The 23,083-nt window shown below is 65.8% G+C and carries 27 protein-coding genes; 17 read left to right on the top strand and 10 right to left on the bottom strand.

Annotated features, from left to right (window positions below; all coding sequences use genetic code 11):
* Window positions 1-63 precede the first annotated feature (63 nt).
* The 4 genes from FCE95_RS04315 (at window position 64) to FCE95_RS04300 (ending at window position 4,154) form a co-directional block, all read left to right on the top strand.
* Window positions 64-822, top strand: a complete 759-nt coding sequence (locus FCE95_RS04315; RefSeq protein WP_137265734.1) for a hypothetical protein — start codon at window positions 64-66, stop codon at window positions 820-822.
* 67 nt (window positions 823-889) lie between these two features.
* Window positions 890-1,783 (top strand): bifunctional helix-turn-helix transcriptional regulator/GNAT family N-acetyltransferase, encoded by an 894-nt coding sequence (locus tag FCE95_RS04310; protein ID WP_137265733.1) that lies wholly within the window; start codon window positions 890-892, stop codon window positions 1,781-1,783.
* 127 nt (window positions 1,784-1,910) lie between these two features.
* Window positions 1,911-2,912, top strand: coding sequence for a VOC family protein (locus FCE95_RS04305; RefSeq protein ID WP_223266771.1), 1,002 nt, complete (start codon window positions 1,911-1,913; stop codon window positions 2,910-2,912).
* Window positions 2,913-3,011: 99 nt separating this feature from the next.
* Window positions 3,012-4,154 carry an NAD-dependent epimerase/dehydratase family protein gene (locus FCE95_RS04300; protein ID WP_137265732.1) on the top strand — a complete coding sequence of 381 codons (1,143 nt, stop codon included), beginning with the start codon at window positions 3,012-3,014 and terminating at the stop codon, window positions 4,152-4,154.
* Window positions 4,155-4,244: 90 nt separating this feature from the next.
* On the opposite strand, the gene FCE95_RS04295 is transcribed toward FCE95_RS04300, so the two are convergent.
* Window positions 4,245-4,967, bottom strand: a complete 723-nt coding sequence (locus FCE95_RS04295) for a hypothetical protein (protein WP_137265731.1) — start codon at window positions 4,965-4,967, stop codon at window positions 4,245-4,247.
* A gap of 205 nt (window positions 4,968-5,172) precedes the next feature.
* Between FCE95_RS04295 and FCE95_RS04290 the strand changes: the two genes are divergently transcribed.
* Both FCE95_RS04290 and FCE95_RS04285 read left to right on the top strand, forming a co-directional pair.
* Window positions 5,173-6,045: a helix-turn-helix transcriptional regulator gene (locus FCE95_RS04290; RefSeq protein ID WP_137265730.1), complete on the top strand. Its 873-nt coding sequence runs from the start codon at window positions 5,173-5,175 to the stop codon at window positions 6,043-6,045.
* Between the two features lie 125 nt (window positions 6,046-6,170).
* Window positions 6,171-7,406: an SGNH/GDSL hydrolase family protein gene (locus FCE95_RS04285; RefSeq protein WP_189644635.1), complete on the top strand. Its 1,236-nt coding sequence runs from the start codon at window positions 6,171-6,173 to the stop codon at window positions 7,404-7,406.
* A gap of 102 nt (window positions 7,407-7,508) precedes the next feature.
* Here FCE95_RS04285 and FCE95_RS04280 read toward each other — a convergent pair whose 3' ends face one another.
* Window positions 7,509-8,519, bottom strand: coding sequence for a cupin-like domain-containing protein (locus FCE95_RS04280; RefSeq protein WP_137265728.1), 1,011 nt, complete (start codon window positions 8,517-8,519; stop codon window positions 7,509-7,511).
* A 202-nt stretch (window positions 8,520-8,721) separates the two neighbouring features.
* Here FCE95_RS04280 and FCE95_RS04275 point away from each other — a divergent pair, with 202 nt between their 5' ends.
* From FCE95_RS04275 to FCE95_RS04265, 3 genes are all read left to right on the top strand, one after another.
* Window positions 8,722-9,075 (top strand): YciI family protein, encoded by a 354-nt coding sequence (locus tag FCE95_RS04275; protein WP_223266770.1) that lies wholly within the window; start codon window positions 8,722-8,724, stop codon window positions 9,073-9,075.
* 139 nt (window positions 9,076-9,214) lie between these two features.
* The gene (locus FCE95_RS04270) at window positions 9,215-9,670 is read left to right on the top strand and encodes a PaaI family thioesterase (protein ID WP_137265726.1); all 456 of its coding nucleotides are present in this window, start codon (window positions 9,215-9,217) and stop codon (window positions 9,668-9,670) included.
* Between the two features lie 4 nt (window positions 9,671-9,674).
* Window positions 9,675-10,100 (top strand): GNAT family N-acetyltransferase, encoded by a 426-nt coding sequence (locus tag FCE95_RS04265; protein ID WP_137265725.1) that lies wholly within the window; start codon window positions 9,675-9,677, stop codon window positions 10,098-10,100.
* Between the two features lie 99 nt (window positions 10,101-10,199).
* On the opposite strand, the gene FCE95_RS04260 is transcribed toward FCE95_RS04265, so the two are convergent.
* The 4 genes from FCE95_RS04260 to FCE95_RS04245 all read right to left on the bottom strand — a co-directional run bounded on the left by FCE95_RS04260 (window position 10,200) and on the right by FCE95_RS04245 (window position 13,539).
* Window positions 10,200-10,556, bottom strand: a complete 357-nt coding sequence (locus tag FCE95_RS04260; protein ID WP_137265724.1) for an ArsR/SmtB family transcription factor — start codon at window positions 10,554-10,556, stop codon at window positions 10,200-10,202.
* Between the two features lie 14 nt (window positions 10,557-10,570).
* Window positions 10,571-11,062 carry an SRPBCC family protein gene (locus FCE95_RS04255; protein ID WP_137265723.1) on the bottom strand — a complete coding sequence of 164 codons (492 nt, stop codon included), beginning with the start codon at window positions 11,060-11,062 and terminating at the stop codon, window positions 10,571-10,573.
* Window positions 11,063-11,416: 354 nt separating this feature from the next.
* The gene (locus FCE95_RS04250; RefSeq protein WP_425481280.1) at window positions 11,417-13,243 is read right to left on the bottom strand and encodes a DUF7844 domain-containing protein; all 1,827 of its coding nucleotides are present in this window, start codon (window positions 13,241-13,243) and stop codon (window positions 11,417-11,419) included.
* Window positions 13,240-13,539: a DUF2388 domain-containing protein gene (locus FCE95_RS04245; protein ID WP_137265722.1), complete on the bottom strand. Its 300-nt coding sequence runs from the start codon at window positions 13,537-13,539 to the stop codon at window positions 13,240-13,242. Before FCE95_RS04245 ends, FCE95_RS04250 begins: the two co-directional genes overlap by 4 nt.
* Before the next feature lie 174 nt (window positions 13,540-13,713).
* Here FCE95_RS04245 and FCE95_RS04240 point away from each other — a divergent pair, with 174 nt between their 5' ends.
* Window positions 13,714-13,980, top strand: coding sequence for a DksA/TraR family C4-type zinc finger protein (locus FCE95_RS04240; RefSeq protein ID WP_137265721.1), 267 nt, complete (start codon window positions 13,714-13,716; stop codon window positions 13,978-13,980).
* Between the two features lie 66 nt (window positions 13,981-14,046).
* A complete protein-coding gene (locus FCE95_RS04235) occupies window positions 14,047-14,502 on the top strand; it encodes a nuclear transport factor 2 family protein (RefSeq protein WP_137265720.1) in 456 nt (151 codons plus the stop codon).
* A 6-nt stretch (window positions 14,503-14,508) separates the two neighbouring features.
* Here the strand turns inward: FCE95_RS04235 and FCE95_RS04230 are convergent, their stop codons facing one another.
* The 3 genes from FCE95_RS04230 to FCE95_RS04220 all read right to left on the bottom strand — a co-directional run bounded on the left by FCE95_RS04230 (window position 14,509) and on the right by FCE95_RS04220 (window position 16,080).
* Window positions 14,509-15,018, bottom strand: a complete 510-nt coding sequence (locus tag FCE95_RS04230; RefSeq protein WP_223266769.1) for a hypothetical protein — start codon at window positions 15,016-15,018, stop codon at window positions 14,509-14,511.
* A gap of 104 nt (window positions 15,019-15,122) precedes the next feature.
* Entirely contained in the window at window positions 15,123-15,596 is a 474-nt protein-coding gene (locus tag FCE95_RS04225; protein ID WP_189644634.1) for a DUF305 domain-containing protein, read from the bottom strand.
* An 88-nt stretch (window positions 15,597-15,684) separates the two neighbouring features.
* Window positions 15,685-16,080, bottom strand: coding sequence for a DUF3224 domain-containing protein (locus FCE95_RS04220; protein WP_137266441.1), 396 nt, complete (start codon window positions 16,078-16,080; stop codon window positions 15,685-15,687).
* 139 nt (window positions 16,081-16,219) lie between these two features.
* On the opposite strand from FCE95_RS04220, the gene FCE95_RS04215 reads away from it, so the two are divergent.
* Entirely contained in the window at window positions 16,220-17,074 is an 855-nt protein-coding gene (locus FCE95_RS04215; RefSeq protein WP_223266768.1) for a helix-turn-helix domain-containing protein, read from the top strand.
* Here the strand turns inward: FCE95_RS04215 and FCE95_RS04210 are convergent.
* Window positions 17,071-18,159, bottom strand: coding sequence for a transglutaminase-like domain-containing protein (locus FCE95_RS04210; RefSeq protein ID WP_137265717.1), 1,089 nt, complete (start codon window positions 18,157-18,159; stop codon window positions 17,071-17,073). The two genes, FCE95_RS04215 and FCE95_RS04210, sit on opposite strands and share 4 nt — an antisense overlap.
* 344 nt (window positions 18,160-18,503) lie before the next feature.
* Here FCE95_RS04210 and FCE95_RS04205 point away from each other — a divergent pair, with 344 nt between their 5' ends.
* The 5 genes from FCE95_RS04205 to FCE95_RS04185 all read left to right on the top strand — a co-directional run bounded on the left by FCE95_RS04205 (window position 18,504) and on the right by FCE95_RS04185 (window position 23,010).
* Window positions 18,504-19,340, top strand: a complete 837-nt coding sequence (locus FCE95_RS04205) for a hypothetical protein (protein ID WP_137265716.1) — start codon at window positions 18,504-18,506, stop codon at window positions 19,338-19,340.
* Window positions 19,341-19,425: 85 nt separating this feature from the next.
* The gene (locus tag FCE95_RS04200) at window positions 19,426-20,052 is read left to right on the top strand and encodes an NADPH-dependent FMN reductase (protein WP_137265715.1); all 627 of its coding nucleotides are present in this window, start codon (window positions 19,426-19,428) and stop codon (window positions 20,050-20,052) included.
* Window positions 20,053-20,060: 8 nt separating this feature from the next.
* Window positions 20,061-20,657: an RNA 2',3'-cyclic phosphodiesterase gene (thpR, locus tag FCE95_RS04195; protein WP_189644633.1), complete on the top strand. Its 597-nt coding sequence runs from the start codon at window positions 20,061-20,063 to the stop codon at window positions 20,655-20,657.
* Between the two features lie 98 nt (window positions 20,658-20,755).
* The gene (locus FCE95_RS04190; RefSeq protein ID WP_137265713.1) at window positions 20,756-21,139 is read left to right on the top strand and encodes a BlaI/MecI/CopY family transcriptional regulator; all 384 of its coding nucleotides are present in this window, start codon (window positions 20,756-20,758) and stop codon (window positions 21,137-21,139) included.
* Window positions 21,136-23,010 (top strand): M56 family metallopeptidase, encoded by a 1,875-nt coding sequence (locus tag FCE95_RS04185; RefSeq protein WP_137265712.1) that lies wholly within the window; start codon window positions 21,136-21,138, stop codon window positions 23,008-23,010. The genes FCE95_RS04190 and FCE95_RS04185 overlap by 4 nt, the downstream gene beginning before the upstream one ends.
* The last annotated feature ends 73 nt before the right edge of the window (window positions 23,011-23,083 follow it).

Here is a 23,083-nt window from a genome sequence, read left to right as displayed (position 1 = left end):
CTCGATCTTCGGCCACCGGCGACAAGGAGTCTGGTCATGCGAAAGGCTGCACGAAGCATAGGGATGGCCGCAGCGCTTGCATTCGTTCCCGGTGCCGTTCTTTCGCAGACCGGCCGGCCGCTGTTGGATCACTTGAAGGCCATGACGTTGGCCTTCGAGGCATTGAATTCCAAGTTCGGACGGGACGATTACGGCGCCGGCGGCGCGGATTTCGACGAAACCCGGCGCGAATGGCGCGTCGAAATCGACCGCGGCGAAGGCAAGGCGCCACGGCGGCTGGTCGTATCGATCAGCGAAATCAGCGGAGCAATCTGCGCCCATGCGCCGGCGCAAGACGGTTGCGTGGCCAGCGGGGACGCGAGCGCCCTGCTCGAAGCCGAGCGCGGCAGGCGCAAGGCGTTGGCGGAAGCGGCGAGAAATCCGCCGCCGGATCTGCAGGGCGCAATGGCGGCTTTGATCCGTTACCAGGCCAAGCCCGGCGGTTTCCTGAGCGGCGGGAACCTGGCGTCCATATATGTGTCGATGCACTGGCCCGACGCTCGCGAATCTCTCGATCTATCGAGCGATGCCATCCGCTCGTTGCGGGATTTGCGCATCCGGATCTTACCGGGCAGCCAATGGATACCGCCCGCCGGCAACAAGCATGTCGGCGAGAATGCTTCGGTAAATATCGGTTTGCCTGCGCGGCGCGCCGACGGAACTTTCGAAGTGCGTTACGGCTATTGGTGCGGTTCGCTCTGCGCCGCCACCTGTGTGGCCGTCATGCGGCACGACGCGGCCGGCTGGCATGTGGTTTCTTCCGAAGTGGAATCGATGTCCTGAGGTGCCGGCCAGTGGCCGTCGGTCGGAGGAGATTGACTCCGCTCAATTATCTGACTAAAGTCAGATAATGGACGAAACCCAAATCCAGCAGGTCCGACGCTTCAACCGCACCGTCACCCGCCGGATCGGGGTGCTGACCGACGATTACCTGGGCCGCGGCCGGCCGCTGAGCGAGTCGCGGCTGTTGTTCGAAATCGGCCGCGAAGGCGCCGACCTGCGCGATCTGCGCGAGCGTCTGTCGCTGGACTCCGGCTATCTGAGCCGCTTGCTGCGTTCGCTGGAGGGGCAGGGGCTCGTGACGTCGCAACGCGCGGCCGGCGATGCCCGGGTACGGCGCGCCGCCTTGACCAAGAAGGGCTTGCGCGAGTTCGATGCGCTCGACAAGCATTCGCAGGATTTCGCCGAATCGCTGTTGAGCGCGCTGAGCGACAAGCAGCGCGAACGTATGCTCGCCGCGATGGCGGAAGTGGAACGCTTGATGCGCGCGTCCGCGGTGACGGTCGAACCCGCCGATCCCGCCGGCGCGGAAGCGCGCGCTTGCCTCGACGCCTACTTCCGGGAATTGCAGGTACGTTTCGACGCGGGCTTCGATCCGTCGCGCACGGTGTCGGCCGATCCGGAAGAGCTGGTGCCGCCCGCGGGAATTTTCGTAATCGCGCGGCTGGACGGGCAAGCCGTCGGCTGCGGCGCTTTGAAGGTGCGCGGACGCAAGCTCGGCGAAATCAAGCGCATGTGGGTGGCGCCGGCCGCGCGCGGCCTGGGCATCGCCCAGCGTTTGCTGGATGCGTTGGAGCATCAGGCCGCCGGCATGGGTTTGAACACGCTACAACTGGATACCAACCGCGCGCTGAAAGAAGCGCAGGCCCTGTACCTGCGCAACGGCTACCGCGAGATACCGCGCTATAACGACAATCCCTACGCGCACCATTGGTTCGAGAAGAAGGGCTTGCCCAAGCCGTAGCGAGCCCGGGACGCCGGATCGGCGTCTTTCCGGCATCCATGACCTGCGAGGTCATTGCCTCCGGCGCGAGAGCCTGGAACGTTAGGGTCCGCAACTTCCCTCTCGCCGATACCATGGAGTACGCACGGTGCGATCGCTCGTTCTGTCATCCCTCATCGCGGCCTTGTGCTTCATGCCGCCCACCGTTGCCGCCGTCACTGCTGAACCCACCGCAGGCACGAACGCCATCGACCATGTGCTGTTGTGGGGGCGAGATATCGACCAGACGACGGGCATCCTGGCGGCTAAGCTCGGATTCCAGGTCAGGCCGGGGCGCAATCCCGGCGGCGTGCCCAATCGCTACGTGCGCATGACCGACCGCAGCTATATCGAACTGCTGGCCATCGCGCGGCCGGATGCGGATATGGATCCGGGCATGCAGGCCGACCAGGCTTCGCTGAAAGGCGGGCCGGGCGTGCGCACGTTCGGATTGCGTTCGTCCGCGCTCGAACAAGCGCGCGATTTCCTGAAAGCGCAGGGCTATGCGGCGACCGACATCTTCAACGCTTCGCCCAACGATCCCGACGGCGCGGGTCCGTCGCATCCGCCGCGCTGGCGTTTGTTCGCTTTCGAGAAGCCGCCGTTGTCGAGCAATCTGTTCTACATCGATTACGCGCCCGACTTGGTGCCGCGCATCCGACCCGACGAGCATCCCAACGGCGCGCGCGAAGTGTCGGCGATCTGGCTGCTTTCGGCCGATGCCGAAGCCGATCGAAAACAGTTGGAACGCATGGGCCTGGCCGGCGCGACGCCGGTGCATTTGCCGCAGATCGGCGCGCGCGGGTTTTGCGTGCCGGTGGGCGGCAAGGGTCTGCTGGCTTTGCAGCCCGACGGTGCGGGCGTCGCGGCCGACGCTTTGCGCAACGGCGGGCCGCAGGTGCTGGGCGTCGGCGTCGGCGTGGCCGACATCGCTGCCGCGAAGAAACGCGTCGAGCGCGGATACGAATCGATGTTGGCGAGTTATCGCGGGTCTCTGGGCGAGGCCTTCCTCGCGCCGACGCAGCAAGATCTGGGCCTGCTGATCGAATTCCACGCCATGCCCGCGAACGGGCCGGCGAAAGTCTGCGGTCCGATGCCGGCAGCCGGCTAAGATCGCAGCTTCGCCCATCCGCGACCCCCGACTTTCGCCATAGGCCGAGCCGGGCAGGAAGGTGTAAGAGTGCGGCTCCAGCCGTTGGGAGCCGCACGCATGACCACCCGCCGCGATCTGCTTAAATTCAGCGCCTTGGCCGCCGCCGCGGCCGCCTTGCCGCCGTTGGCCTTCGCGCAAGGCGGCAAATCCGTCGGCAAGGCCGCCAAGCCGCTGAGCATCCTGATCTTGGGCGGCACCGGCTTCACCGGTCCGTTCCAGGTGAACTACGCGCTGGCCCGCGGCCACAAGGTCACGCTGTTCAATCGCGGCAAGCGGCCTTCGCCGGAATGGCCGGGCGAAGTGGAGCAGTTGCACGGCGACCGCAACACCGGCGATTTGAAATCGCTGGAAGGCCGCAAATGGGACGTGTGCATCGACAACCCCACCAGCTTGCCGTTCTGGGTGCGCGACGCGGGCAAGGTGCTGAAGGGCAACGTCGGCCACTACCTTTTCATCTCGACCATTTCGGTGTACGCCGACGGCAGCAAGCCCGGCATCACCGAGGACGCGCCGCTCGCCGTGTACAAGGGCAAGGACGCGATGGCCGAAACGCAGGAGAACCTGCGCGCCGATATCGAAAACCTGTACGGCCCGCTCAAGGCGCTGAGCGAAGCCGAAGCGCGCAAGCAGTTCGGCGAGCGCGTCACCATCGTCCGTCCCGGCTACATCGTCGGCCCGCGCGACGAAACCGATCGCTTCACCTATTGGCCGCACCGCGTCGCCCAGGGCGGAGACATGCTGGTGCCGGGCGACGGCTCCGATCCGGTGCAGATCATTGACGGCCGCGACTTGGGCGAATGGATGATCCGGCTCGCCGAAGCCGGCACCACCGGCAATTTCAATGCCGTCGGCCCGGAAAAGCCGTTGAGCACGAAGTCGATGCTGGAAGGCTGCCAGCGCGTCACCGGCGGCAAACCGAAGTACACGCACGTCAGCGCGCAGTTCTTGGAAGAGAAAAAGATCGAGCTGCCGATCTGGGTGTCCGACGACGCCGGCCCGTACGCCGGCTACGGTGCGGTCAGCAATGCGCGCGCGATCGCGGCCGGGCTGACGTTCCGCCCGTACGACACGACGGTAAAGGATCTGATGGCCTGGTTCCACAGCCTTCCCGCCGACCGCCAGGCGAAATTGCGCGCGGGCATCACGCGCGAACAAGAAGCCGAATTGCTGAAGGAATGGCGCGCCCGCAAGGGCGCGTAAGGCGCAGACCAACGCGTTCCATCGCGCGAAGAAAACCGGGGCCTGAAAGAAGGCCCCGATAACGCCCGCCGTTCGTGGGCAAGCGCGGAACTATTCGATCGTCAGGTAATAAGTGAATGTATTGACGTTGCCGGTGGGGCCGGTGCTGCTGCGGACGAGCACGTGCTGGCCGCGCGACAGCGGGCGGAACAGGAAGAAGACGCCGTTCGAAACCGCGGGCTGCCAATCGCCGGTGATGCAGGGATCGAACGGCGCCTGCAGGCTGAGGTCGCCTTTCAGCGAGAACAGGTTTTCGGAGATGTACCGGTAGCTCAACGCATCGCGCACCGGCCGGCCGTCGAGCTTGATGGTCAGCGCGGCGGCGGTAGGATAGGTCTTGCTGTCGGCGACCAGGAAATCGTAAAGCGATTGCCCAGGCTGCGGCTTGAAGTTCGGATCGGGGCAGGGATAGGTATCGCTGAGATCCATCGCCATCAGCAGGATGGCTTTGTCGTGCGGAATCGTGCATGCGCGGGTGTAGTTGCCGGGCGCCATCGAAGCGATCGGCGCCAAGAACCAAACCGGACCGTGCTGGTCGACCGCGCAATTGGCCCCGGTCGCATCGAAGAACGGATTGTGGTCGAAGGGCTGCGCGTACATCCATTGCACCGACCGGTCGGCCCAGCCGGAAATGCTCTTGCCGTAAGCGAAGGCGTCTTTCTGGAATAGCCGGGGGTCGCCTCCTTGACCCCAGTGGTTGGAAACCGGTTCGGCCGCGCTGACGGCGGCGACGGTGCAGCAGGCGGCGAGCAAAGCGCACATTGCCTTGGACATAAATCCTCCATTTCGAGTGGGCCGACGGTCGTGAGCGGGCCCAGCTTCCATCGGCGTTCGCGCCGCCGCTTCCACAAACTTGCGCGCCGGAATCCCGGGCCGGCAGGAGCCAAAGGGCTACGAAGCCGGCGCGAGCTCCGGGGCCGCGCTCCGCCGGAATCCGGGCGTATGATCGGCGCAACGGGTGCCGCGCCGGAGCGTGCCGATGATCGTGGATACCGTGCTGCAGTCCGCGCAGTTCAGCGTCGTCACCCACGTCTGCCAGCACCCGCGCACGAATTGCGGCGGCGCCGGCATGCAAGGCGGCGAACCGGCACGGCTGCTCTTCACCCGCTGCGGCTCGTTCGGGATACGCGTCGGCAAGAAAACGAGCTTCGCCCGGCCCGGGCAAGCCGTTTTGGTGCTCAAAGACGTCGATTATCTCGTCACCCATCCCGATGCCGGCGGTTACGACTGCTGCACCGACGTATTGATCGACGACGAAGCCTTGGAGACGCTGGAGATCGGCGGTCGCGGCTCCCAACCCTGCCAGGAACTGGTCCACGACCTGCAGTTCCAGAAAACGCACGTCGAGATGCTGCTCGGTTTGCAGCGCTGCGGCAAAGACGAGCAGGGCGCCCAGGAAGTCTTGCTCGACACGCTCGAATACCTGCTGACTTCGCATGCGACCGCGCGTCCGCGGCCGCGCAATCCGGCGATGAGCCGGCAAGTCGCGCGCGTGGAGGAAGCGATCCTCGGCCACACCGAGGAAAACGTGGGCATCCAAGCGCTGGCCGAGCTCGCGAACTGCTCGCCTTTCCATCTGTGCCGGATTTTCCGCAGCAGCACCGGCCGCTCCTTGCGCCAGTTCAGGATGCATCACCGCTTGGGCACCGCGCTCGGACGTTTGGGCGAAGGGCAGCGGGATTTGGCCGCGCTCGCCTGCGAAACCGGCTTCAGCAGCCACAGCCACATGACCGACGCGTTCCGCGAAGTGCTGGGCGTTTCGCCGAGCGAGGTGCGCGACGATTTGAAGCGCAGCGACTTGCGTTCGCTCAAGCTGCGTTTGCGCCATCTGCGCGCGCGCAAATCGGCCTAAGCGCTCCCGCCCGCAGCCCGCCGCTCCTACGAAAAGCCGAAGCCGCCAGCATGACCAATGGCGATTGCGGTTCGCGAACCCGCCGTGGGAGCCTGCGGCGTCCAAACGGAACAGGGCGGGGAAGCATGCGCAGTACGATCTGGCTACGGGCCGCATCGGGCTTGCTTTGCGCGCTCGCGTGGGCGGCGCCCGCGTTCGCGGACTCCGGCGCGCCCGCCGCCAACGAACGCTGGATAGGCGCCTGGAGCGCTTCGCCGAGTTCGCCCGGCCCTTCATTCGAGAAGCAGAGCCTGCGCCAGATCGTCCGCGCCAGCATCGGAGGATCGCAAGTCCGCTTGCGTTTTTCCAACCTATACGGCGAGGGGCCGGTGACGATCGGGCCGGTTCGGGTGGCCAAGCATGCGCAAGCATCGGCCGTCGAGCCCGGCAGCGCACGCGCCGTCACCTTCGGCGGCAAGGCCAGCATCGCCGTGGGCAAGGGCGAATCGATCCTGAGCGATCCGGTCGCGATGTCCGTATCGGCCTTCGAACGGCTCGCGGTGAGCCTGTACGTACCGGTGCGCAGCGGGGCTTCGACGGTGCACGATCTGGCGATCCAGACGGCCTACATCGCGCCCGGCGACGCGACGGCGGCGGATGTTTTCCCGGCCGGCGAAACCGACACCAGCCGCTTTTTCCTGACCGACGTGGAAGTGGCGACCGAGCCCGGCGCACGCGCCGTCGTGGCGGTCGGCGATTCCATCACCGACGGCGTGGGTTCCACTTTGGATGCGAATAGGCGCTGGCCGGATGCGCTCGCGGCGCGCCTGCGGGCCGATCCGAAATTCGCTTCGATCGCCGTGCTCAACGCCGGCATCGCCGGCAACCGCATCCTCAACGATGCCGCGGCCCCGTACCTGGGACCGAAGATCCTGTCGCGTTTCGATCGCGACGCGCTCGACAAGCCCGGCGTGCGCTGGGTAGTGCTGCTGTCGGGCAGCAACGACATCAGCGCGGCCGAGCGCCTGAAGACGCCGGAAGCGAACGTGTCGGCCGAACAGATCATCGAAGGCATGCAGACGCTGATCGCGCGCGCCCACGCGAAGGGCGTCAAAATCGTCGGCGCCACGCTGGTGCCGAAAGGCAGCCCCGACGAGCCGCTGACGCCGACGGCGAAAGCCAAGCGTCAGGCGCTCAACGATTGGATCCGCAACGGCGGCGCCTTCGATGCGGTGGTGGATTTCGAAAGCGCGCTGCGCGACCCCGCGCATCCCGAGTACATGCTGCCGGCCTACGACAGCGGCGATCACGTCCATCCCAACGACGCCGGCTACAAGACGATGGCGGCCGCGTTCGATTTGAACTTGTTCGCGGCCGAATAGCGCCCGTTTTTTTGTAGGAGCGGCTTCAGCCGCGAGCTCTTTTCTCAGATCGCAGCGAGCGGAAGCGCTCGCGGCTGAAGCCGCTCCCGCAAAGAAGCCGGCTTAGTCGTCTAAATAAGGCCGGATCTTGCGTTTCAGCTCCGCGGCCAATTCGGGCGTCATGTCGCCCAACATGCCGCGCCGCTCCGGCGGCAGATGCGGCGCCGGCGAATCCTCGGAGAAAACGTAGTGGTCCAGCACCGTCCGCCAGGCCGCGCGCTGCGCCGGCGGCAGGTTGCGGAAGGTCAGCAAGCAATGCATCAAGCAACCGAGCGCGGTGTCCGGCACGTAACGGTCGCGCGGGTTCGGCCGCCACCAATAATTCACCAGCGCGTTGAGCGGAAGCAGCGATTCGACGTGGTGCCACCACAGCGGCGGCATGTAGATCGCATCGCCGGGTTCCAATTCGGCTTGCTGCGCATGCGCCAGCGCTTCGCGCAGGCGCGGGAAGCGCGGGTCGTCGGGCCGGTCGAGGCGGGCGATGCCGATCGCGGCGCCGGTCGGAGCGAAATCGGGCGAGCCGATGTAGAGATTGCCGATCTGCTCGATCGGGAACAGGGTGAAGCGGCGGCGGCCGGCGACCGTTACCGCGATGTTGTGGTATTCGTCGAAATGCGCGGGCGTGGTGACCCGGTTGCCGATCCACAGCCGCGGCTGCACCGACGGTTCTAGCAAAGGCAACGGATGCGCTTGCGCGAAGCCGGGCAAGCAAGCCGGGATCGAAGCGCTTTGCAAAGCGATGCCGGGCGGACGGGCCTCGCGGCTGGCCGCCGCGAGCCGCTGCAACACCTGCGTCACGGTCACGCGATAGTGGTCGTAGTTGAAGGCGGTGAAATTTTCGTTGTAGCCGATCACGCCTTCGGCTTCGGGCGCCATGCGCAGCGTGTCGACCGGCGCACCGTTGTCGTAAGCGGCCAAGGCTTGGGCGAAGGCCGTATCGGATTCGCGCGCGGCGGCGACGATGGGCCAGCCGCGGCACAATCCGCGCAGCACCAGCGGCCGGTCGGCGCCGATCAGGTCTTCGAGCGCGACGGTGCGTTCGGATGCGCGGATCTCTTCGATGGCGCGGGGCATGCGGGCCGGCTGGAAAGGGCGATACGGGATCGTAGCCCGGGCGGCTCGGCGGCGGTACCGGGCCTCGATTCGGGGCGAAAAAATTTGCCTGCTAGTTGTCGATCCGCTCGCCGTCCGTTCGTTGCCCTAGCGAGAGCGGGGTTTCAGGCGCCGGATCCACCGGCCGCTCGGCTCTATCACCCAACCAACCAGGAGAACCATGATGCGATTCCTTTCGATGATCCGGGTCCAAGAGAATGGCCAAGTCCCGAGCGAGCGGCTGATGACCGAGATGGGCAAGCTGATCCAGGAATGGACCGCGGCCGGCGTCCTGCTGGAAACGGCCGGCTTGCAGCCCACCGCCAAGGGCAAGCGCGTGCGCCTGCGCAGCGGCAAGATCAGCACGGTCGACGGCCCCTTCACCGAGACCAAGGAAGTGATCGGCGGCTATGCGATCCTCAAGGCCGATTCGATGGCCGAGGCGGTGAAGTTGACCGAGCGCTTCCTGGAAGTCCACGGCGACGAATGGGAGCTGGATTGCGAAGTGCGCCAGATCGAAGAGCACGATTTAGGCTGATCGATCCTGCCATGCCGCAAACCGGGACCCCGGACTCGATCCGGGGGCTCCCGGAAACGGACTGCGATCCCTCCCATTGGCGGGTACGCGCGCTGCGCTCCCTGTGCCAAAGTGGCGCATTCGAACCGCGAGCGACGCCATGACGCCGAATCCCGCCTATCTGCAAGCCGTGCAGGACCACGTCCGCGGCGCGCCGTATCCGCATCTGATCGGCATGACGATCGCATCGCTGGAGCTCGACGCCTGCCGGATCGTGCTGGAAGTCGGCGAACGGCATCTGCAGCCGTTCGGCATCGTCCATGGCGGCGTGCTTGCGACGCTGATCGACACCGCCACGTTCTGGGCGGGTTTCGTGCGCCTGCCCGACGATGCGGGGTTGGTGAACGTCGATCTGAAATTGAACTATCTGAAATCCGTCTCGCGCGGGCGCCTGCGCGCGGACGGCCGTTGCCTGCGTGCAGGCCGGCAGATCAGCTATGCCGAAGCCGGCGTGTACGACGAAAACGACGAGCTGGTCGCGCACGGCACGTCCACGCTGATGGCCTTGCCGGGCAAGGGATTGAAGGTCGGCGTGCCGAAATTCCTGGAGGACTGAGCCCATGAACGATCCGTCCCGCGTGGTCTATGCGCGCGAACAGACGCTACCGGCGGAAGAATTCAGGCAGGTGCTGGTGGAGTCCGGCCTGGGCGCCACCCGGCCCGTCGACGACGAAGCGCGATTGCGGGCGATGCTGTCGGGTTCGAACCTGATCGTGACCGCGCGATTGGACGCGCCCGCTGGCCCGCTGGTGGGCGTGGCGCGCTGCACGACCGATTTTTCCTGGAACTGCTATCTGTCCGAGTTGGCCGTGTCGGCCAAGGCGCAGAAATTGGGCATCGGGAAAGGATTGTTGGACGAAACGCGCCGCCTACTGGGGCCGAGCGTCAGCCTGATCCTGGCGTCGGTGCCCGATGCCGTCGGCTTCTATCGGCGCGTCGGCATGGCGCCGTTGCCGGATGCGTTTTGGTTCAAGCGCGAATATTGATGCTGCTGTTCCTCCCCCCTTCGAAAAGGGGGGCGAGGGGATTTACGCGGATCGGCAAAATCGCGACGAAAAGCAAACCCCCTGTGTCCCCCAAAAACATCAGCCGTCCCGATCGTCTTCTTCCACCAGCATGCGCAAACGGTCGAGCGCGACGTCCCACTGCGCGGAAATCATGTCGAGATAACGCCGCACTTCGGCCAAGCGCCGTGGCTGCAATTCCCAGACGCGCTCACGTCCGCTGCGTTCGCTTTTCACCAAACCCGCATCCGACAACGCGTTGAGGTGCTTGGTGATGGCTTGGCGGGTGAGTCGCGTGCCTTCGGTCAGGCGCACGATGGGCAACGGCCCGCCTTGGCCGAGGCGGGCCACGATATGCAGCCGCGTCGGATCGCCGAGCGCGGCGAAGATCGGCGCGGCGTCGGCGAGCTTGGCGGCGCGCGGGCGAGGTCTGGGCATGGATGTGCGGGGCGCTAGGCCGTTCGCTCCAAATATTTCGCGATGAGCATCGTTTGCGCTTCCCAGCCGCCTTCGTTGGCCGCGAACGCTTCGGCACGGCGGGCGAGGGGAATGGCGTCGAAGCCGGATTCGGTGATGGTCAGGCGGGTGCCGCCGGCTTCGTCTTTCAGCTCGAACACGATCAGGGTCATCGGCTCCTGCGAATAATCCGTATCGGGATCGACGGCGTAGGGATGCCAGCGGAACGAGAACACGTCCATCGGCTCGATCCGGTCGATGATGAAATCGAACGCCATGCCGGCGTAGGGCTCTTGCGATTTGGCGGCTTCGGCGTCGACCTGGGTGGGCACGATCTTGCCGGTGATCTTGGCGCCGGGCGCGAAAGGCGCGTCGAACGCCATTCCGAACCAGGCGCCGAATTGCTTGGCGTCGCTCACTGCGCGCCAGACGCGTTCGCGCGGGGCTTTCAGCAGGATTTGTTTGACGATGCGATCGGTGTCGGACATAAGGGCAACCTCCTGGTTGCGCTTACCTTATCCGGAGCGCATCGGAAATGCAACCGTAAAGTTGCGTTAATTTTTCTTTGTAGAGTCGAGCCTGCTCGACTGCTTTAGCTCAGCATTAGGAAAGGGCGTAAGCAAGAGCAGTCGAGCAGGCTCGACTCTATGGGTCGCCGGTCAACGGGCCAGGCGTAACGCTACGGACGCGGCGAAGGGCGGTTTTGGTGCGAACGTAGCGATCCTCGGGCGAGCTTTGCTTTTGTAGGAGCGGCTTTAGTCGCGAGCTTTCTCTCTGAAATCGCCACGATGTCGCGATTTGATGGAAAAAGCTCGCGGCTAAAGCCGCTCCTACAAAAGCGCTTATAGCCGCAGTCCGCCTCGTTCGCGATGCAGGCGGCGCAGCCGCTCGCCGAGCAGTTCGATATTGGCCTCGGCATCGCTCAGCGCCTGTCGCCGCGACGGCGGCAGCCAGCGCCGCGCTTCGGCGCGCAAATCCTCGCCGCGCTGGCGCCATTCCGACGCATAGCCGGCGCTCGCTTGCGCCAAGGCTTCGCGTTCCTGCGCCTGCGGCAAGCCGTAACCATCGCCCGGCACCAGCGCGGCGGGACGGCTCAGCAGGCCTTCCAGCCGCAACAGGTCTTGCAGTCCCGCCACCGCGTCCTCGCTTTCCGGCGCCGAGCGATCGCCGAGGAAACGGCGTTTCAGCTCGTCCCGCGCCGCCAATTCCTGCCGGCGCAGCGACGCTTCTTCCAGCAGCAACAGCGCGGCGCTGGCGCGCAGATCGGCGCGTTGCAGCCAGGGGCGGCGTTCGCTCGGCGCCGAGTCGAGCCAGGCCTGCGCATCGGCCTGCGGCAGTCGCAGCGCCTGTCGGGCGACCGCGTACATGGCTTCGTAACGCGCGCTCATCGGTTCGAAGTAATAGCCGAGCCGGCGCGCTTCTTGCGGGTCGTCCAATACCGAGGCGTCGGCGATCCGCGCGCGCTGCAGCCGTTTAAGCAGGCCGGTCGGCGTGATGCTGGCCAAGCCCGCATCGGCCAGCCGCGGCACGCCGTCGTGGAGCAGCTTGAAGGTTTCCACCGCGCAGTTGTTGCCGAGGAAGTAATAGCGCCCGTCGTAGCTCCAATGCAGGCGCGCGGCGCGTTCGAGCAAGGCGGCGATTTCGTCCTGCCGCAACCGCAACGGCAGCGAGCGCAAGCCGCGCAGTTCGACTTTGGTGTATTCGTCGACGACTTGGTCCAAGGGCAGCACGAACAGCCGCGACGGATACGAACCGGTCAAGCCGCGCCAGCTGGAAATCTGCACGTCGTCGACGAAGGCGCGGAACGAGAGCACGCGGTGGTATTGCAAATCCAGGCGGCAATCCGGACCGGGCGGCCGGTCCGGCGCGCAAACGACCAATCGCAGCATGCTGTGGCCCCAGCGGCTCATCGCCTGCGCGTTGTCCTCGGCGAACAGATAGTCGACCGCGTAGACCCGCTTAGGATCCAAGGCTTGCAAAGGCGCGCCGCTCGCATCGGCTTGCAGGAAAGGCAGGCCGGGCGCGCAGGCGGCGGACGGCGGCGTCGTCGAGAAGCGTTCGGCGAAGTAACGGTACAAGTCCGGCCGGCGGCAGGCGTAATCCGCATCCAGCAGAAAATGCTCCAGATTGACCGCGACGAATTCGGCCGGGCTGTGCAGCTCGTACGGATCGGGGCTGCGATCGCTGAAGCCGTTGCGCGAACCGCGCAGGCCGAATCGGATCGGACTGACTTGCCAGCCGGCGAGGTCGAGCAGGCGCGGGTCGCGCGACACGCGTCCCTGCGCGCTGCGGTCGTACACGTGCGCGAGTTCGTGGATCGTCGCGGCCAACGCCGCGCGGGTCGCGGTGCCGTCGTCGCCGGCGGGGCGCGCGATCCAGGCGTCGAGCAAGGCCCGATCGAGCAGGATCCGATGCGACCGCGCGCGACCATGGACTTGCGCGGGCAGATCGCGCCACAAGACGTCGATGCGGCGATCTAAGGCCTGGATCGCCGGCGGCAGGCGCCGCATCGCATCGTCCAGCAGCCGTTCCGTGGCGGCCGCTTCGGCGGGCGTCAGCCCCGCGACATCCGGCTGCAGCTGCAATTCGGCCTGTGCCGATCCGGCGCAGGCCAATAAACAAGAGGCCGCCCACAGAGCGGCCGGGCGCGGCTTGCGCCGCAGGTTCACTGCGCCAGGATGGCCTGCGCGAGCTGCAGGTCGCTGGCCTCGCGCGCGGCCGGGTGGCGTTCGCGCAATTGGCGCAGCGCGGCTTCCAATTGCGCGCCGCGGATTCGGCCTTCGCTGGCGACGAAGCTGGCGGCGTCGTCGCGCGCTTGCAGCACGATCTTGTCGTCGTCCGAGGTGCTGCCCGACGAGGCCGACGAGCCCGCGGACGATGCGCCGGCCGACGTGCCGGCGAAACTACCGGCCCAGGCCGGAGCGGAAAGGGCGAGCAGAGCGCAGATCAGGAGGGTCCGAGGCATCGGAGGGATTCCGCTTTGGGTCGACTCGCTAAGACTACAGGCGTGCAGGCGCGCTTGGGAAACGGCGCCTTCTCCGCGGACAGAATCAATTAAGCCTTGCGCGGCGATGCCTTTGCGACAGATTCATCGCAGCGGAGCTATCCTTGCAGCCTAGAACAAGGAACGGAGGCGAATATGGCCACCGGTTGGGCGGGCGACGGCGCGGTGCAGGACCAGATCGACGCGACCGTGAAGGACGCCATCAAGAAAGCGCGCAGCCAGCTCGGCCACGGGCCCGGCTTGGAACGCTGCGAAGAATGCGATTCGCCGATTCCCGAAGCGCGGCGCAAGGCCGTGCCCGGCGTGCGTTTGTGCGTGAGCTGCCAGGAAGCGCACGATCGCGAACAGGGCGCCGCCAGCGGCTACAACCGCCGCGGCAGCAAGGACAGCCAGTTGCGCTGATCCGCGGTCACGGCGCGTTGATCGCGCCTCTCCCATTCTGGCGGCCCGTTCGCATCAGGAGCCGGCATGACTCCCGCCGCCATGAAGCGCAAGGTCGCGCATTTCTTCCGCCGGTACGCCGAACGTTTCCAGCGCTCGCTCGACGATCCTTCCGACGTGGACACCGACGGCGTGATCGGTTCGTTCGCCGAATACTTCGTCGAATCCAGCCCGGCGGGCGTCCAGGGCGGCAAGAACGGATTGAGGTTCAGGTTCGCGCCCGGTCGCGGCTTCGCTTACTACCGCAAGATCGGCACCGTCTCGATGAAGATCGCCAAGCTCGAGGTCACGCCGCTGGACGCCACGCACGCGATGGCCAAGGTGACTTGGGATTCGCGATACCGGCGCCGCAAGGACGGCGCGCCGGTGAGAATCGTATTCGCCAACCGGTATTTCCTGGCGCTGCGCAAAGGCGTGCCGAAGATCTTCGCCTACGTTACCGGCGACGAGCAGGCGTTGTTGAAGAAACACCGCCTGGTTTGATCGTTCTCAGGACAGCGCCGCGGCTCCGGCAGCGGCAGGCGTCGCCGGTTCGGGACGGAAACGCTTCAACGCCAACAAGCAGAGTGCGACGAAAACCAGCAGCACGGCGCCTTGCGCGATCAGAAACGGCGGCTCCTTCTGGGTCGGCGCCAAGGCCTTCAAGGCCGGCACTTTCAGGAACAGCTGCACCACCAGCACGAACACGTTGAGATAGAGCGAGAGCACCGCGCTCACGACGTATGCGCGGCGCCAGCCGCCGGCCAGGCGGAATTTGTACAGCGCGGGAATGGCGACGGCGAGCGCGATCATCGAAAGGACGCCGGTCGCGTGCGAAGGCAGGAAGCGCGTCGCCGGCAGGATGAAACCGCTCAGGCTGGTGGCCACGGTCGACCACAAGAACAGCGAGGTCCAACCGGGCAATCTGCGCGAAGCCAGCAACCCGTGGAACAGCACGATCAACCCGGAGAAAATTCCCACGAGACTGATCGCGACGTGAAGCAGGACGAGCGGACCCATTCCCAAGACCATGTCGTTCCCCGGCGGTGAGGTCGCCGCGCAATATGCCCCCAAGCCGACGCGCGCACAAGGCGGCGCCGGCTTCAAGAATCGCGCCAACCGGCCTAAGGTTCGGACGTCCGCAGCTTGGCCTTCATCCGGTCGATTTCGGCCTGCTGCCCGGCGACGATGGCGTCGCACAGCGCGCGGTTGTCCGGGTCGCTCAATGCCGCGCGCTTGCACATCAGCACCGCGCCGGTGTGGTGGGGAATCATCGATTTGAGCAGTTGGCGATCGCCGATCCCGGCTTGCTCGCGGATGCCGAACCAGAACGCGAGCATGGCCGCGAGGCTCACCGCGACCAGGATCGCGTTCGCCTTGCTGTTCGGATACATGCCGCGCATCACGATCAGCTCGAAGATCGCCATCGGCGCCGCCATCAGGCCGGCCATGTAGAACTGGTTGAGATTGGGCAGGACGTTGCCGATGCGGTCGACCATCGCGTACATCAGGGCGTACATCGTCAGGAAGGACAGCAGGACCATCGCGTGCAGGCGAAGATAAGGCGCGCTGCGTTTTTGTTGCGTCGTGTGCTCCATGTCGGGCTCCGGCCGCAAAGCGGATCGGCGGGCCTTCGAGGCTAACCGAAGCCGTGTCGCGGCGAGGTGGAGCCCTTTGCAGCGGCCATCACGGCGCCGGCAGCGTGTATTCGAAGTCGTAGTAATGCTTGCCGTCGACGATGTCGATCCGCATTTTTCCGGCCAATCCCTGCAACTGCCCGGTTCCCGAATCCGGCACCACGGTCACCGACCAATCTTGCGGCGCGCCTTGCCGCATGGTCGCGCTGTGGAGCAGGAAGAAGCTGCCTTTGCGGCCCTGCAGCGCGCCGTCGATCTTTTCGAGCGCGACGTACGCACTGGATTGCCCGCCGCCGGCCGCGAGCATTTCGCCTTGGCTGACGGCTTCCAGCGCGCCCGCGAAGCGCTTGTCCAGCGAAATACGGGCCAATTGCGCGGCCTCGGCTTGCGGATTGTCGGGTTTCTGCGGCTGCATCTTGATATCGAAACTGCCTTTGGCGTGCATGGCGATAGGCTCCTGCGGCGAAGGGGCGGCCGCGTGCGCTAGAGAAGCGGCCGCGCAGAGGGCGAGGGCGAAAGCGGGGGCGGTGCGCGATTTCATGGCAGACTCCGATGTCCTTCCTTGCGCGCATTCGAACAAAACCGTGCAGGCGGATATTGGAAAAACGCGACAGGCGGATTCCTCGCCCGAAACGGCGGATTCCGTACGCGCGCCCGGCAAGGCGCGCGGAATCCTGCGCCATGCGCCAGGACCGGGCGTTTTCCACCACGCCCGGATCGCGCCGGCGCCTCCCTTGGCGGGAGTGGTGCAGCACTTCTGGATCGTGCGCTGGGATCTGGAAGGTTCGCCGCCGCAAGTGCGCGAGACCCTGCCGCATCCGAACGTGCATTGGGTGTTCGAACCCGGCCTCACCCGCATCCAGGGCGTGCATACCGGCCGCTTCACCCGCGTGCTTGAAGGGCGGGGCGGCGTGTTCGGGGTGAAATTCCGGCCCGGCGGTTTCCGCGCCTATCTGGACAAGCCGCTATCCGCGCTGCGCGACGCTTCGCTGGACGGCGCAGCGGTGTTCGGTGCCGAAGCCGCGGTTTTGGAAGCGGAGCTGTTCGCGGCGCGAAGCGATGCGGAACAAGTCGCCGCTGCGGAGCGCTTCTTTCTCGCGCGTCTGCCGCCTGCCGATCCCGAGGCGCTGCGCGCCGGCGAAATCGTCGATGCCATCGCTTCGGACTTGAGCATAGGCCGCGTCGAACAGGCGAGCGAGCGCTGGCGCATCGGTGCGCGCAGCCTGCAGCGCTTATTCAACGAATACGTCGGCGTCGGTCCGAAATGGGTGATCAACCGTTATCGGTTGCACGAGGCTTTGGAGCGCCTTGCCGAAGGCATCGAAGTGGATTGGGCGCAGTTGGCGCTGGATTTGGGCTATTTCGATCAAGCCCACTTCATCCGCGACTTCAAGGCGCTGGTCGGCCGCCCGCCCGCCGATTACGCGCGCCGCGGCTAGAAATTGACCTGCCTGGCCACGGCGCCGGCGCGCCGCCGCCGTTCTTCGTTCTTGGCTTGCAGCGCACGCCGTTCGTTCTCTTGTTTCAGCACGTCCGCCCTCGCCAAAGCGCGTTCGGCGCGCGCGGCGTCTCCCAAGCCTTGGTAGGCGCGGGCGAGGCCGAGGTGGAACGCGGGCTCGTCGCGATACAGGCGGATCGCGCGCCGGTAGTAGCCCACCGCCGCCGCGTAATCGCCGCGGCGCTCGCTGTCGGTAGCCATCATGAACTGGTGGAACGGGTCGGCGGACTGCACCTGGTTGAGCCGTTTCAGGTATTTGGCGGCGAGCGCGCGGTTGTCGAGACGCTGGTACAAGGCGACGATGTTGGTCAAGGTCGCATCGTGCCGGGAATCCAGCTTCAAGGCTTCTTGATAAGCGTGTTCGGCCGAGGCGGTGTCGCCGACGCGCATTTCGAGCACGCCCAGATTGCTCCAGCCGGAAGGTTCGTCGGGCGCCAATTTCAACGATTGCTCCATATGCCGCCGCGCGCCGACCAGATCGCCCTGCGCCATCAGTTCAACGCCGCGATTGTTGTAGAAGAACGATAGCGCGCGTTGGTCGGTGATGATTTTCGGCTTATAGCGCGAGATCAGCATATTGCGGCCGACGTCCACGGTTTGCCGCAACGGCCCCGCTTCCACTTTCGCGTTGACGTGGCTGGAGTTGTAGACCAAACCGTCCTGCAAATACCAGAACAGCACTTCTTCGTATTCCTGGATATGGGTCTTCAGCCCGGCCTCGCGCGCGAGCGCGACGAACAACAGGGTGAACGACAGGCAGTTCGCCTGGCGGGTGCGATAGGTTTCGGCGACGGTGCGCGTGGTTTCGTTGTCGTAGACCAGACCCAAGCCCGGCTCGTTGAGCACGAAATCGATCAACAGGCGCAGGCGCTCGGGCTTGGATTCGGTCTTGTCGATCACTTGCCGGCGGAACTGCGTTTCCAGTTCGGGCGGCACGGCCAGGACTTGGTTTTCGCTGGGCAAAGGAGCCGGACCAGGCCCCAGTGCGGAGGCCGCCAGCAACGCCGCAGTCGCCCAAACCGTCATGCGAAAACCCTCCGCGGCCCGGCCGCGAGGATGGCGCTGGAGACGAGTCTATTCCTTTCCGGAGCCAGTGGAACACCCCCGGAAGTGGCCCCTTCCGATCGAACGAAAGCGGCTCCGGACGGGAGGCCAAAAGGGGGTTTTAAGGCCCCCCGCGCCGGCAGAAGGGCGGTCGGACTCGCTAGATTTTCATGGCCGAAGCGGCTCTCGGTTCGGCGTAGGCATCGATGGCCAGGACGGACTCACGGCGGCTCGCGACCAGCGCTCGCGGCGCGCTGCGACGGAATCGAATCCGAATGCATCCAGTCGATGAACGGCTATGGCCGCTTTTCGAAGAGGAACGATCGATGGTTCGCAAAGGTTTCTTGACTGCATTGGCTTTCCTTCCGTTCGCCGCTGCGGCGGCGACAGCGCCGCAAGCCGTCTACAAGCTGGAGCCGTATCGCAAGACCGTCGCGTTGCGCGCGCAGGTCGGCGATCGACAAGGGTTGTTCACGTTCGATACGGCGGGCGGCATCACGCTGCTGTCGCCGTCCTTCGCCGCCAAGATCGGTTGCAAGCCCTGGGGCCGTTTGAGCGGCCACCGGATGATGGGCGACCGCCTCGATATGCCGCGTTGCGACGACGTGCCCTTGCGCCTCGGCGCGCAGACCTATCGTGTGCCGGTCGCCGGCGTGTTCGATATCGTCTCGCTGCTGCCCAAGGACGCCGCGCCGTTGGACGGATCGATCGCGCTGGACGCGTTCGCCGGGCGCGCGATCACCATCGATTTTCCGGCCATGCGCCTGATCGTCGAATCGCCCGGAAGCCTGCGCGAACGCACCGCGCAAGCGCGCAGTCTGCCGGTGAGCCTGTCGCGCGAACTGCAGGGCAGGGCGCTGGCCGCATCCGTCGGCATCCCGACGCGCAGCGGCATGGCGTGGATGGAGCTGGATACGGGCAACGGCGGCACGATCCTGGTCGCCAAGCCGTATGCGGCGCTGTTGGGGCTGGATCCCGAAGAAAAGGGGCCGCAGCAAGCGGACTTCGCCGTTTCCGGCGCGCTGCGCGCGCAGGGCACGGCCTTCGCGCCGGACATGATCCTGGACGGCAACCTAGGCATGCCGTTCTTGAAGGACAAGGTCGTTACGCTGGATTTGGCCGCCGGCGAGTTGTGGATCGCCGCGCCGTCGTCCGGGCGCTGAAAGCGCATCGAGGATCGCGCGCGCTGCGCGGCTGTATCACAATCCGTTCGTGCCGCCGTGGGCGGCCGCATCGGAACGGAGCGCCATGGTCACGATCGTCGGATTCTCGGGCAGCCTGCGCAAAGGCTCGTACAACACGGCCTTGCTGCGCGCCGCGGCGGAGATGATGCCGGCCGGCAGCTCCCTGGAGACCGTTTCGATCCGCTCATTCCCGCTGTACAACGCGGACGACGAGGCCGCGCACGGCATTCCCGCCGAAGTGGCCGCGATGAAGGACGCGATCGCGACCGCGGACGGCCTGTTGCTCGCTACGCCCGAATACAACAACAGCATTCCGGGCGTAGCCAAGAATGCGGTCGATTGGCTGTCGCGGCCTTCGTCCGACATCCCGCGCGTGTTCGGCGGCAAGCCGGTGGCGATCGTCGGCGCTTCGCCGGGCGGTTTCGGCACCATCCTGTCGCAGGACGCCTGGCTGCCGGTGATGCGCACGCTGCGCGCGCAGCTGTGGGCCGGGGGGAGGGTGATGGTGTCGCGCGCCGGCAGCGTGTTCGACGGCGAAGGCCGCATCGTCGACGAGCGCGTCGCAACGGCTTTGCGCGACTACATGGCCGGCTTCGTCGCCTACGTCAGCGGTTGCAAGGCCGTAACCGGGCCGCAGGCGTTGCCGCGTACGTCCCTCGCGGAGCCGGCGCCGGTCCGCAAGAGCGAGTAATGCGGCGCATGGATCGCGACGCCTCGCAGAGCGGACAGTTGGGCCTCGGTTTCGGCGATACGAAGCCGAGCGATCGGCTGTTTTTCGCTTTGTTTCCGGATGCGGCCGCGGTCGCCAAGATCGAAGAGCTCGTCGACCGATTGCGTCGCGAACATGGGCTGCGCGCGAAGGCGCTGCGCGCGGACCATTTTCACGTGACCCTACATTTCCTCGGCGACTATCCGCAGGATCTGTGGCGGCCGATCGCCGAGCGCGCGGCGCAGGCGGCTTCCAAAGTACGAACGAGCCCTTTCGACGTGCGTTTCGATCACGTCTCCAGTTTCGCCAGCCGCAGGCAGGATGCGCCGCTGGTCTTGCGCACCGAAGCCGGCGAAGCCTTGCGCGAATTGCATGCGACGCTGGGCGAGGCCTTGCGCGGATTGGGGAGCGTGGTCCGCGTCTCGCACGGGTTCGAACCGCACCTGACCCTGATGTACGACGAGCGCTCGCTCGCGCCGCGGCCCATAAACCCGATTTCCTGGCGCGCCGACGAATTCGTGCTGGTCCGCAGCCCGATCGGAAAAGGCGAGTACGAGCCGCTCGGGCGCTGGCCGCTGCGCGGCTGAGCCGCCCGGACCCAACTAAAGTCATAGTAGACAAAAAGTTCTAGACAAAGAGTTCTAGAGGGTCTAGGGTGCGTTCCAGGTTCCCGAGACCTTGCTGCATGGCTAAGAAGAAAGCCCCGCCCAAACCCACTCCGGCCGAGTTGAATTTGCTCCGCGTGCTATGGCCGCTGGGCGAAGCGACCGTGAAGCAGGTGCACGAAGCCGCGCAGAAAGAACGTCCGGACATGGCTTACGCCACGGTGCTGCGCCTGATGCAGATCATGCACGGCAAAGGCCTATTGGTGCGCGACGAAAGCGAACGCTCGCACGTGTACGCGCCGGCCCAAGCGCAGGATTCGCTGCGCACCAATCTACTGAAGGAACTGATCCATAAAGCCTTCGCCGGCTCCGGCAAGGAGTTGGTGATGGCCGCGCTGCGCGGGCACGTGACCGAGAAGGAACGCAAGGAAATCCAACGCTTCCTGCATGGAGAAGACTCATGAGCGATCCCGCGTTCGTTGCCGCCTTGGGTTGGGCCTTGATCGATTTCCTTTGGCAAGGCTTGGCGGTCGGTTTCGCCGCCGCTTTGACCCTCGCTCTGCTGCGCAACGCGCGGCCGCAGGCGCGGTACACGGTAGCCTGCGCGGCGCTCGCGCTGTGCGCCGCGCTGCCGCTGATCGGTCTGATGCGGGGATTGCAGACCGAGGCGGCCGTAGCGGTTCCGCGCACGTTGGCGACGATGGCGCCGCCGCCGGCCGCCGGCACGGAAGTTTTCGCCGCGCCGTTGGAGTCGTGGCGTTCGGCCTTGCAGTTGAGATTGCCTTGGATCGTCGCGCTCTGGTCGCTCGGCGCGGCTTTGCTGGCCTCGCGCATGGCGATGGGCATGGCGTGGGTGAGCAGGATGCGGCGCGCGCATGCCGGCGCCGTCGATCCGCGCTGGCAAGCCAGGCTCGACCGTCTCGCGGGATTGATGGGTTTGCGCCGCGCGATCGCATTGCGCATCGCCGAGGATCTGGACAGCCCGGTCGCGGCCGGTTGGTGGCGGCCGTTGGTGCTGGTGCCTGCGGCGCTGATCGCGCGCATGCCGGCCGATTTGCTCGAGGCGCTGCTGGCTCACGAATTGGCCCATATCAAACGCTACGACTACCTGGTCAACCTGGTGCAGAGCGCGATCGAGGCGCTGCTGTTCTACCACCCGGTGGTGTGGTGGCTTTCCAAGCGGATCCGCGCCGAGCGCGAGCGGATCGCCGACGAACTGGCGGCGCAAGCCTTGGGCGATCCCAAACGCCTGGCGCTCGCGTTGCAGCAACTGGACCTGATCGGCGCTAAGGACGGATTCGCGCAACCCCATCTCGCGCCTGCGGCGCACGGAGGAAATCTCATGTCACGCATCCAGCATCTGGTCCGACCGGACCGGCATGCGCTCAGTTGGAAAATCGCATTGCCGATCCTCGGCTTGAGCGCGATCTGCCTCACCGTTTTCGCGCAAGGCCAAGCGCCGACCGCCAAGGTCGCGGCTACCGCCAGCGCCAAACCTGCGGCCATCGCCCAAGCCAAGGCCGCGCCGGCCGCCCGATCCGCGCCATCGGCGTCGGGGCGCACTACCGGAAGCATCCAAGTCGGCGGACGCGGTCCCCGCGAAGCCTATGCGCTGGTTCGCGCCGACAAAGATGCGATGACCGTGTCCGGCAACGTCAACGACATCCGCGAAGCCGAAAAGGCGCGGCGCAGCATCCAGGGCGAATTCCTCTGGTTCCGCCGCGGCAGCGAATCGTACGTGCTGCAGGATCCGGCCATGCTCGCCCGGGTCGACGAAGCCTGGAAACCCACCGAAGCGCTCGGCGTTCGGATGGAAGCTTTGAGCGACAAGATGTCCGGGCACAGCAAGGTGATGGAAGGCTACGGCCGCCAGATGGAAGCGCTGAGCGCGAAGCATCAGGCGCCCAGCGCCGAGATGGAGCGGACCGGCAAAGAAATGGAAGCGGTGTCCGAGCAACAGCAAGTGCTTGCGGACAAGATGCGGCGGCTCAGCGCCGAAATGGCGCGTGCGGATAGCGATCAACAGCGCGAGGCGCTCGATGGCCAGATGGAAGCCCTGCAAACGCGTATGCAGCCCCTATCGGACCGCATGGAAGCCTTGAGCGAAAAAATGAACGCGCATTCGGCGCGCATCGAGGCATCGCAGAGGCCGATGGAAGAATTGAGTCGCCAAATGGAGCAAGCCAGCAAGCCCATGGAAGCCCTAGGCAAGCAGATGGACGCGCTCGGCAAGCAGCAGGAACAGCTCAGCCGCCAGGCCGACGGGGTGGTGCGGTCGATCATCGATCAGGCCTTGTCCAGCGGCAAAGCCCTGCCGATGTCCAAGCTCAACTGACTGGGCCAGCGTTGCGGCACAAAGGCGCGGCCATGCCGCGCCTTTTTTCTATGCGGTCCGATCGTCGGTTGCG

It is taken from the genome of Luteimonas gilva, assembly GCF_005239095.1.
Classification (GTDB): domain Bacteria; phylum Pseudomonadota; class Gammaproteobacteria; order Xanthomonadales; family Xanthomonadaceae; genus Luteimonas_C; species Luteimonas_C gilva.
Note: the sequence above shows the minus strand (reverse complement) of the source record. Positions and strands in the feature narration are given on the sequence as shown.

Bases quoted from the DNA above. Each gene is read 5' to 3' on its own strand.
- FCE95_RS04315 (WP_137265734.1), top strand. From the start codon at position 64: ATGGCCGCAGCGCTTGCATTCGTTCCCGGTGCCGTTCTTTCGCAGACC.
- FCE95_RS04310 (WP_137265733.1), top strand. From the start codon at position 890: ATGGACGAAACCCAAATCCAGCAGGTCCGACGCTTCAACCGCACCGTC.
- FCE95_RS04300 (WP_137265732.1), top strand. From the start codon at position 3,012: ATGACCACCCGCCGCGATCTGCTTAAATTCAGCGCCTTGGCCGCCGCC.
- FCE95_RS04295 (WP_137265731.1), bottom strand. From the start codon at position 4,967: ATGTCCAAGGCAATGTGCGCTTTGCTCGCCGCCTGCTGCACCGTCGCC.
- FCE95_RS04290 (WP_137265730.1), top strand. From the start codon at position 5,173: ATGATCGTGGATACCGTGCTGCAGTCCGCGCAGTTCAGCGTCGTCACC.
- FCE95_RS04285 (WP_189644635.1), top strand. From the start codon at position 6,171: ATGCGCAGTACGATCTGGCTACGGGCCGCATCGGGCTTGCTTTGCGCG.
- FCE95_RS04280 (WP_137265728.1), bottom strand. From the start codon at position 8,519: ATGCCCCGCGCCATCGAAGAGATCCGCGCATCCGAACGCACCGTCGCG.
- FCE95_RS04275 (WP_223266770.1), top strand. From the start codon at position 8,722: ATGCGATTCCTTTCGATGATCCGGGTCCAAGAGAATGGCCAAGTCCCG.
- FCE95_RS04270 (WP_137265726.1), top strand. From the start codon at position 9,215: ATGACGCCGAATCCCGCCTATCTGCAAGCCGTGCAGGACCACGTCCGC.
- FCE95_RS04265 (WP_137265725.1), top strand. From the start codon at position 9,675: ATGAACGATCCGTCCCGCGTGGTCTATGCGCGCGAACAGACGCTACCG.
- FCE95_RS04260 (WP_137265724.1), bottom strand. From the start codon at position 10,556: ATGCCCAGACCTCGCCCGCGCGCCGCCAAGCTCGCCGACGCCGCGCCG.
- FCE95_RS04255 (WP_137265723.1), bottom strand. From the start codon at position 11,062: ATGTCCGACACCGATCGCATCGTCAAACAAATCCTGCTGAAAGCCCCG.
- FCE95_RS04245 (WP_137265722.1), bottom strand. From the start codon at position 13,539: ATGCCTCGGACCCTCCTGATCTGCGCTCTGCTCGCCCTTTCCGCTCCG.
- FCE95_RS04240 (WP_137265721.1), top strand. From the start codon at position 13,714: ATGGCCACCGGTTGGGCGGGCGACGGCGCGGTGCAGGACCAGATCGAC.
- FCE95_RS04235 (WP_137265720.1), top strand. From the start codon at position 14,047: ATGACTCCCGCCGCCATGAAGCGCAAGGTCGCGCATTTCTTCCGCCGG.
- FCE95_RS04230 (WP_223266769.1), bottom strand. From the start codon at position 15,018: ATGGGTCCGCTCGTCCTGCTTCACGTCGCGATCAGTCTCGTGGGAATT.
- FCE95_RS04225 (WP_189644634.1), bottom strand. From the start codon at position 15,596: ATGGAGCACACGACGCAACAAAAACGCAGCGCGCCTTATCTTCGCCTG.
- FCE95_RS04220 (WP_137266441.1), bottom strand. From the start codon at position 16,080: ATGCACGCCAAAGGCAGTTTCGATATCAAGATGCAGCCGCAGAAACCC.
- FCE95_RS04210 (WP_137265717.1), bottom strand. From the start codon at position 18,159: ATGACGGTTTGGGCGACTGCGGCGTTGCTGGCGGCCTCCGCACTGGGG.
- FCE95_RS04205 (WP_137265716.1), top strand. From the start codon at position 18,504: ATGGTTCGCAAAGGTTTCTTGACTGCATTGGCTTTCCTTCCGTTCGCC.
- FCE95_RS04200 (WP_137265715.1), top strand. From the start codon at position 19,426: ATGGTCACGATCGTCGGATTCTCGGGCAGCCTGCGCAAAGGCTCGTAC.
- thpR (WP_189644633.1), top strand. From the start codon at position 20,061: ATGGATCGCGACGCCTCGCAGAGCGGACAGTTGGGCCTCGGTTTCGGC.
- FCE95_RS04190 (WP_137265713.1), top strand. From the start codon at position 20,756: ATGGCTAAGAAGAAAGCCCCGCCCAAACCCACTCCGGCCGAGTTGAAT.
- FCE95_RS04185 (WP_137265712.1), top strand. From the start codon at position 21,136: ATGAGCGATCCCGCGTTCGTTGCCGCCTTGGGTTGGGCCTTGATCGAT.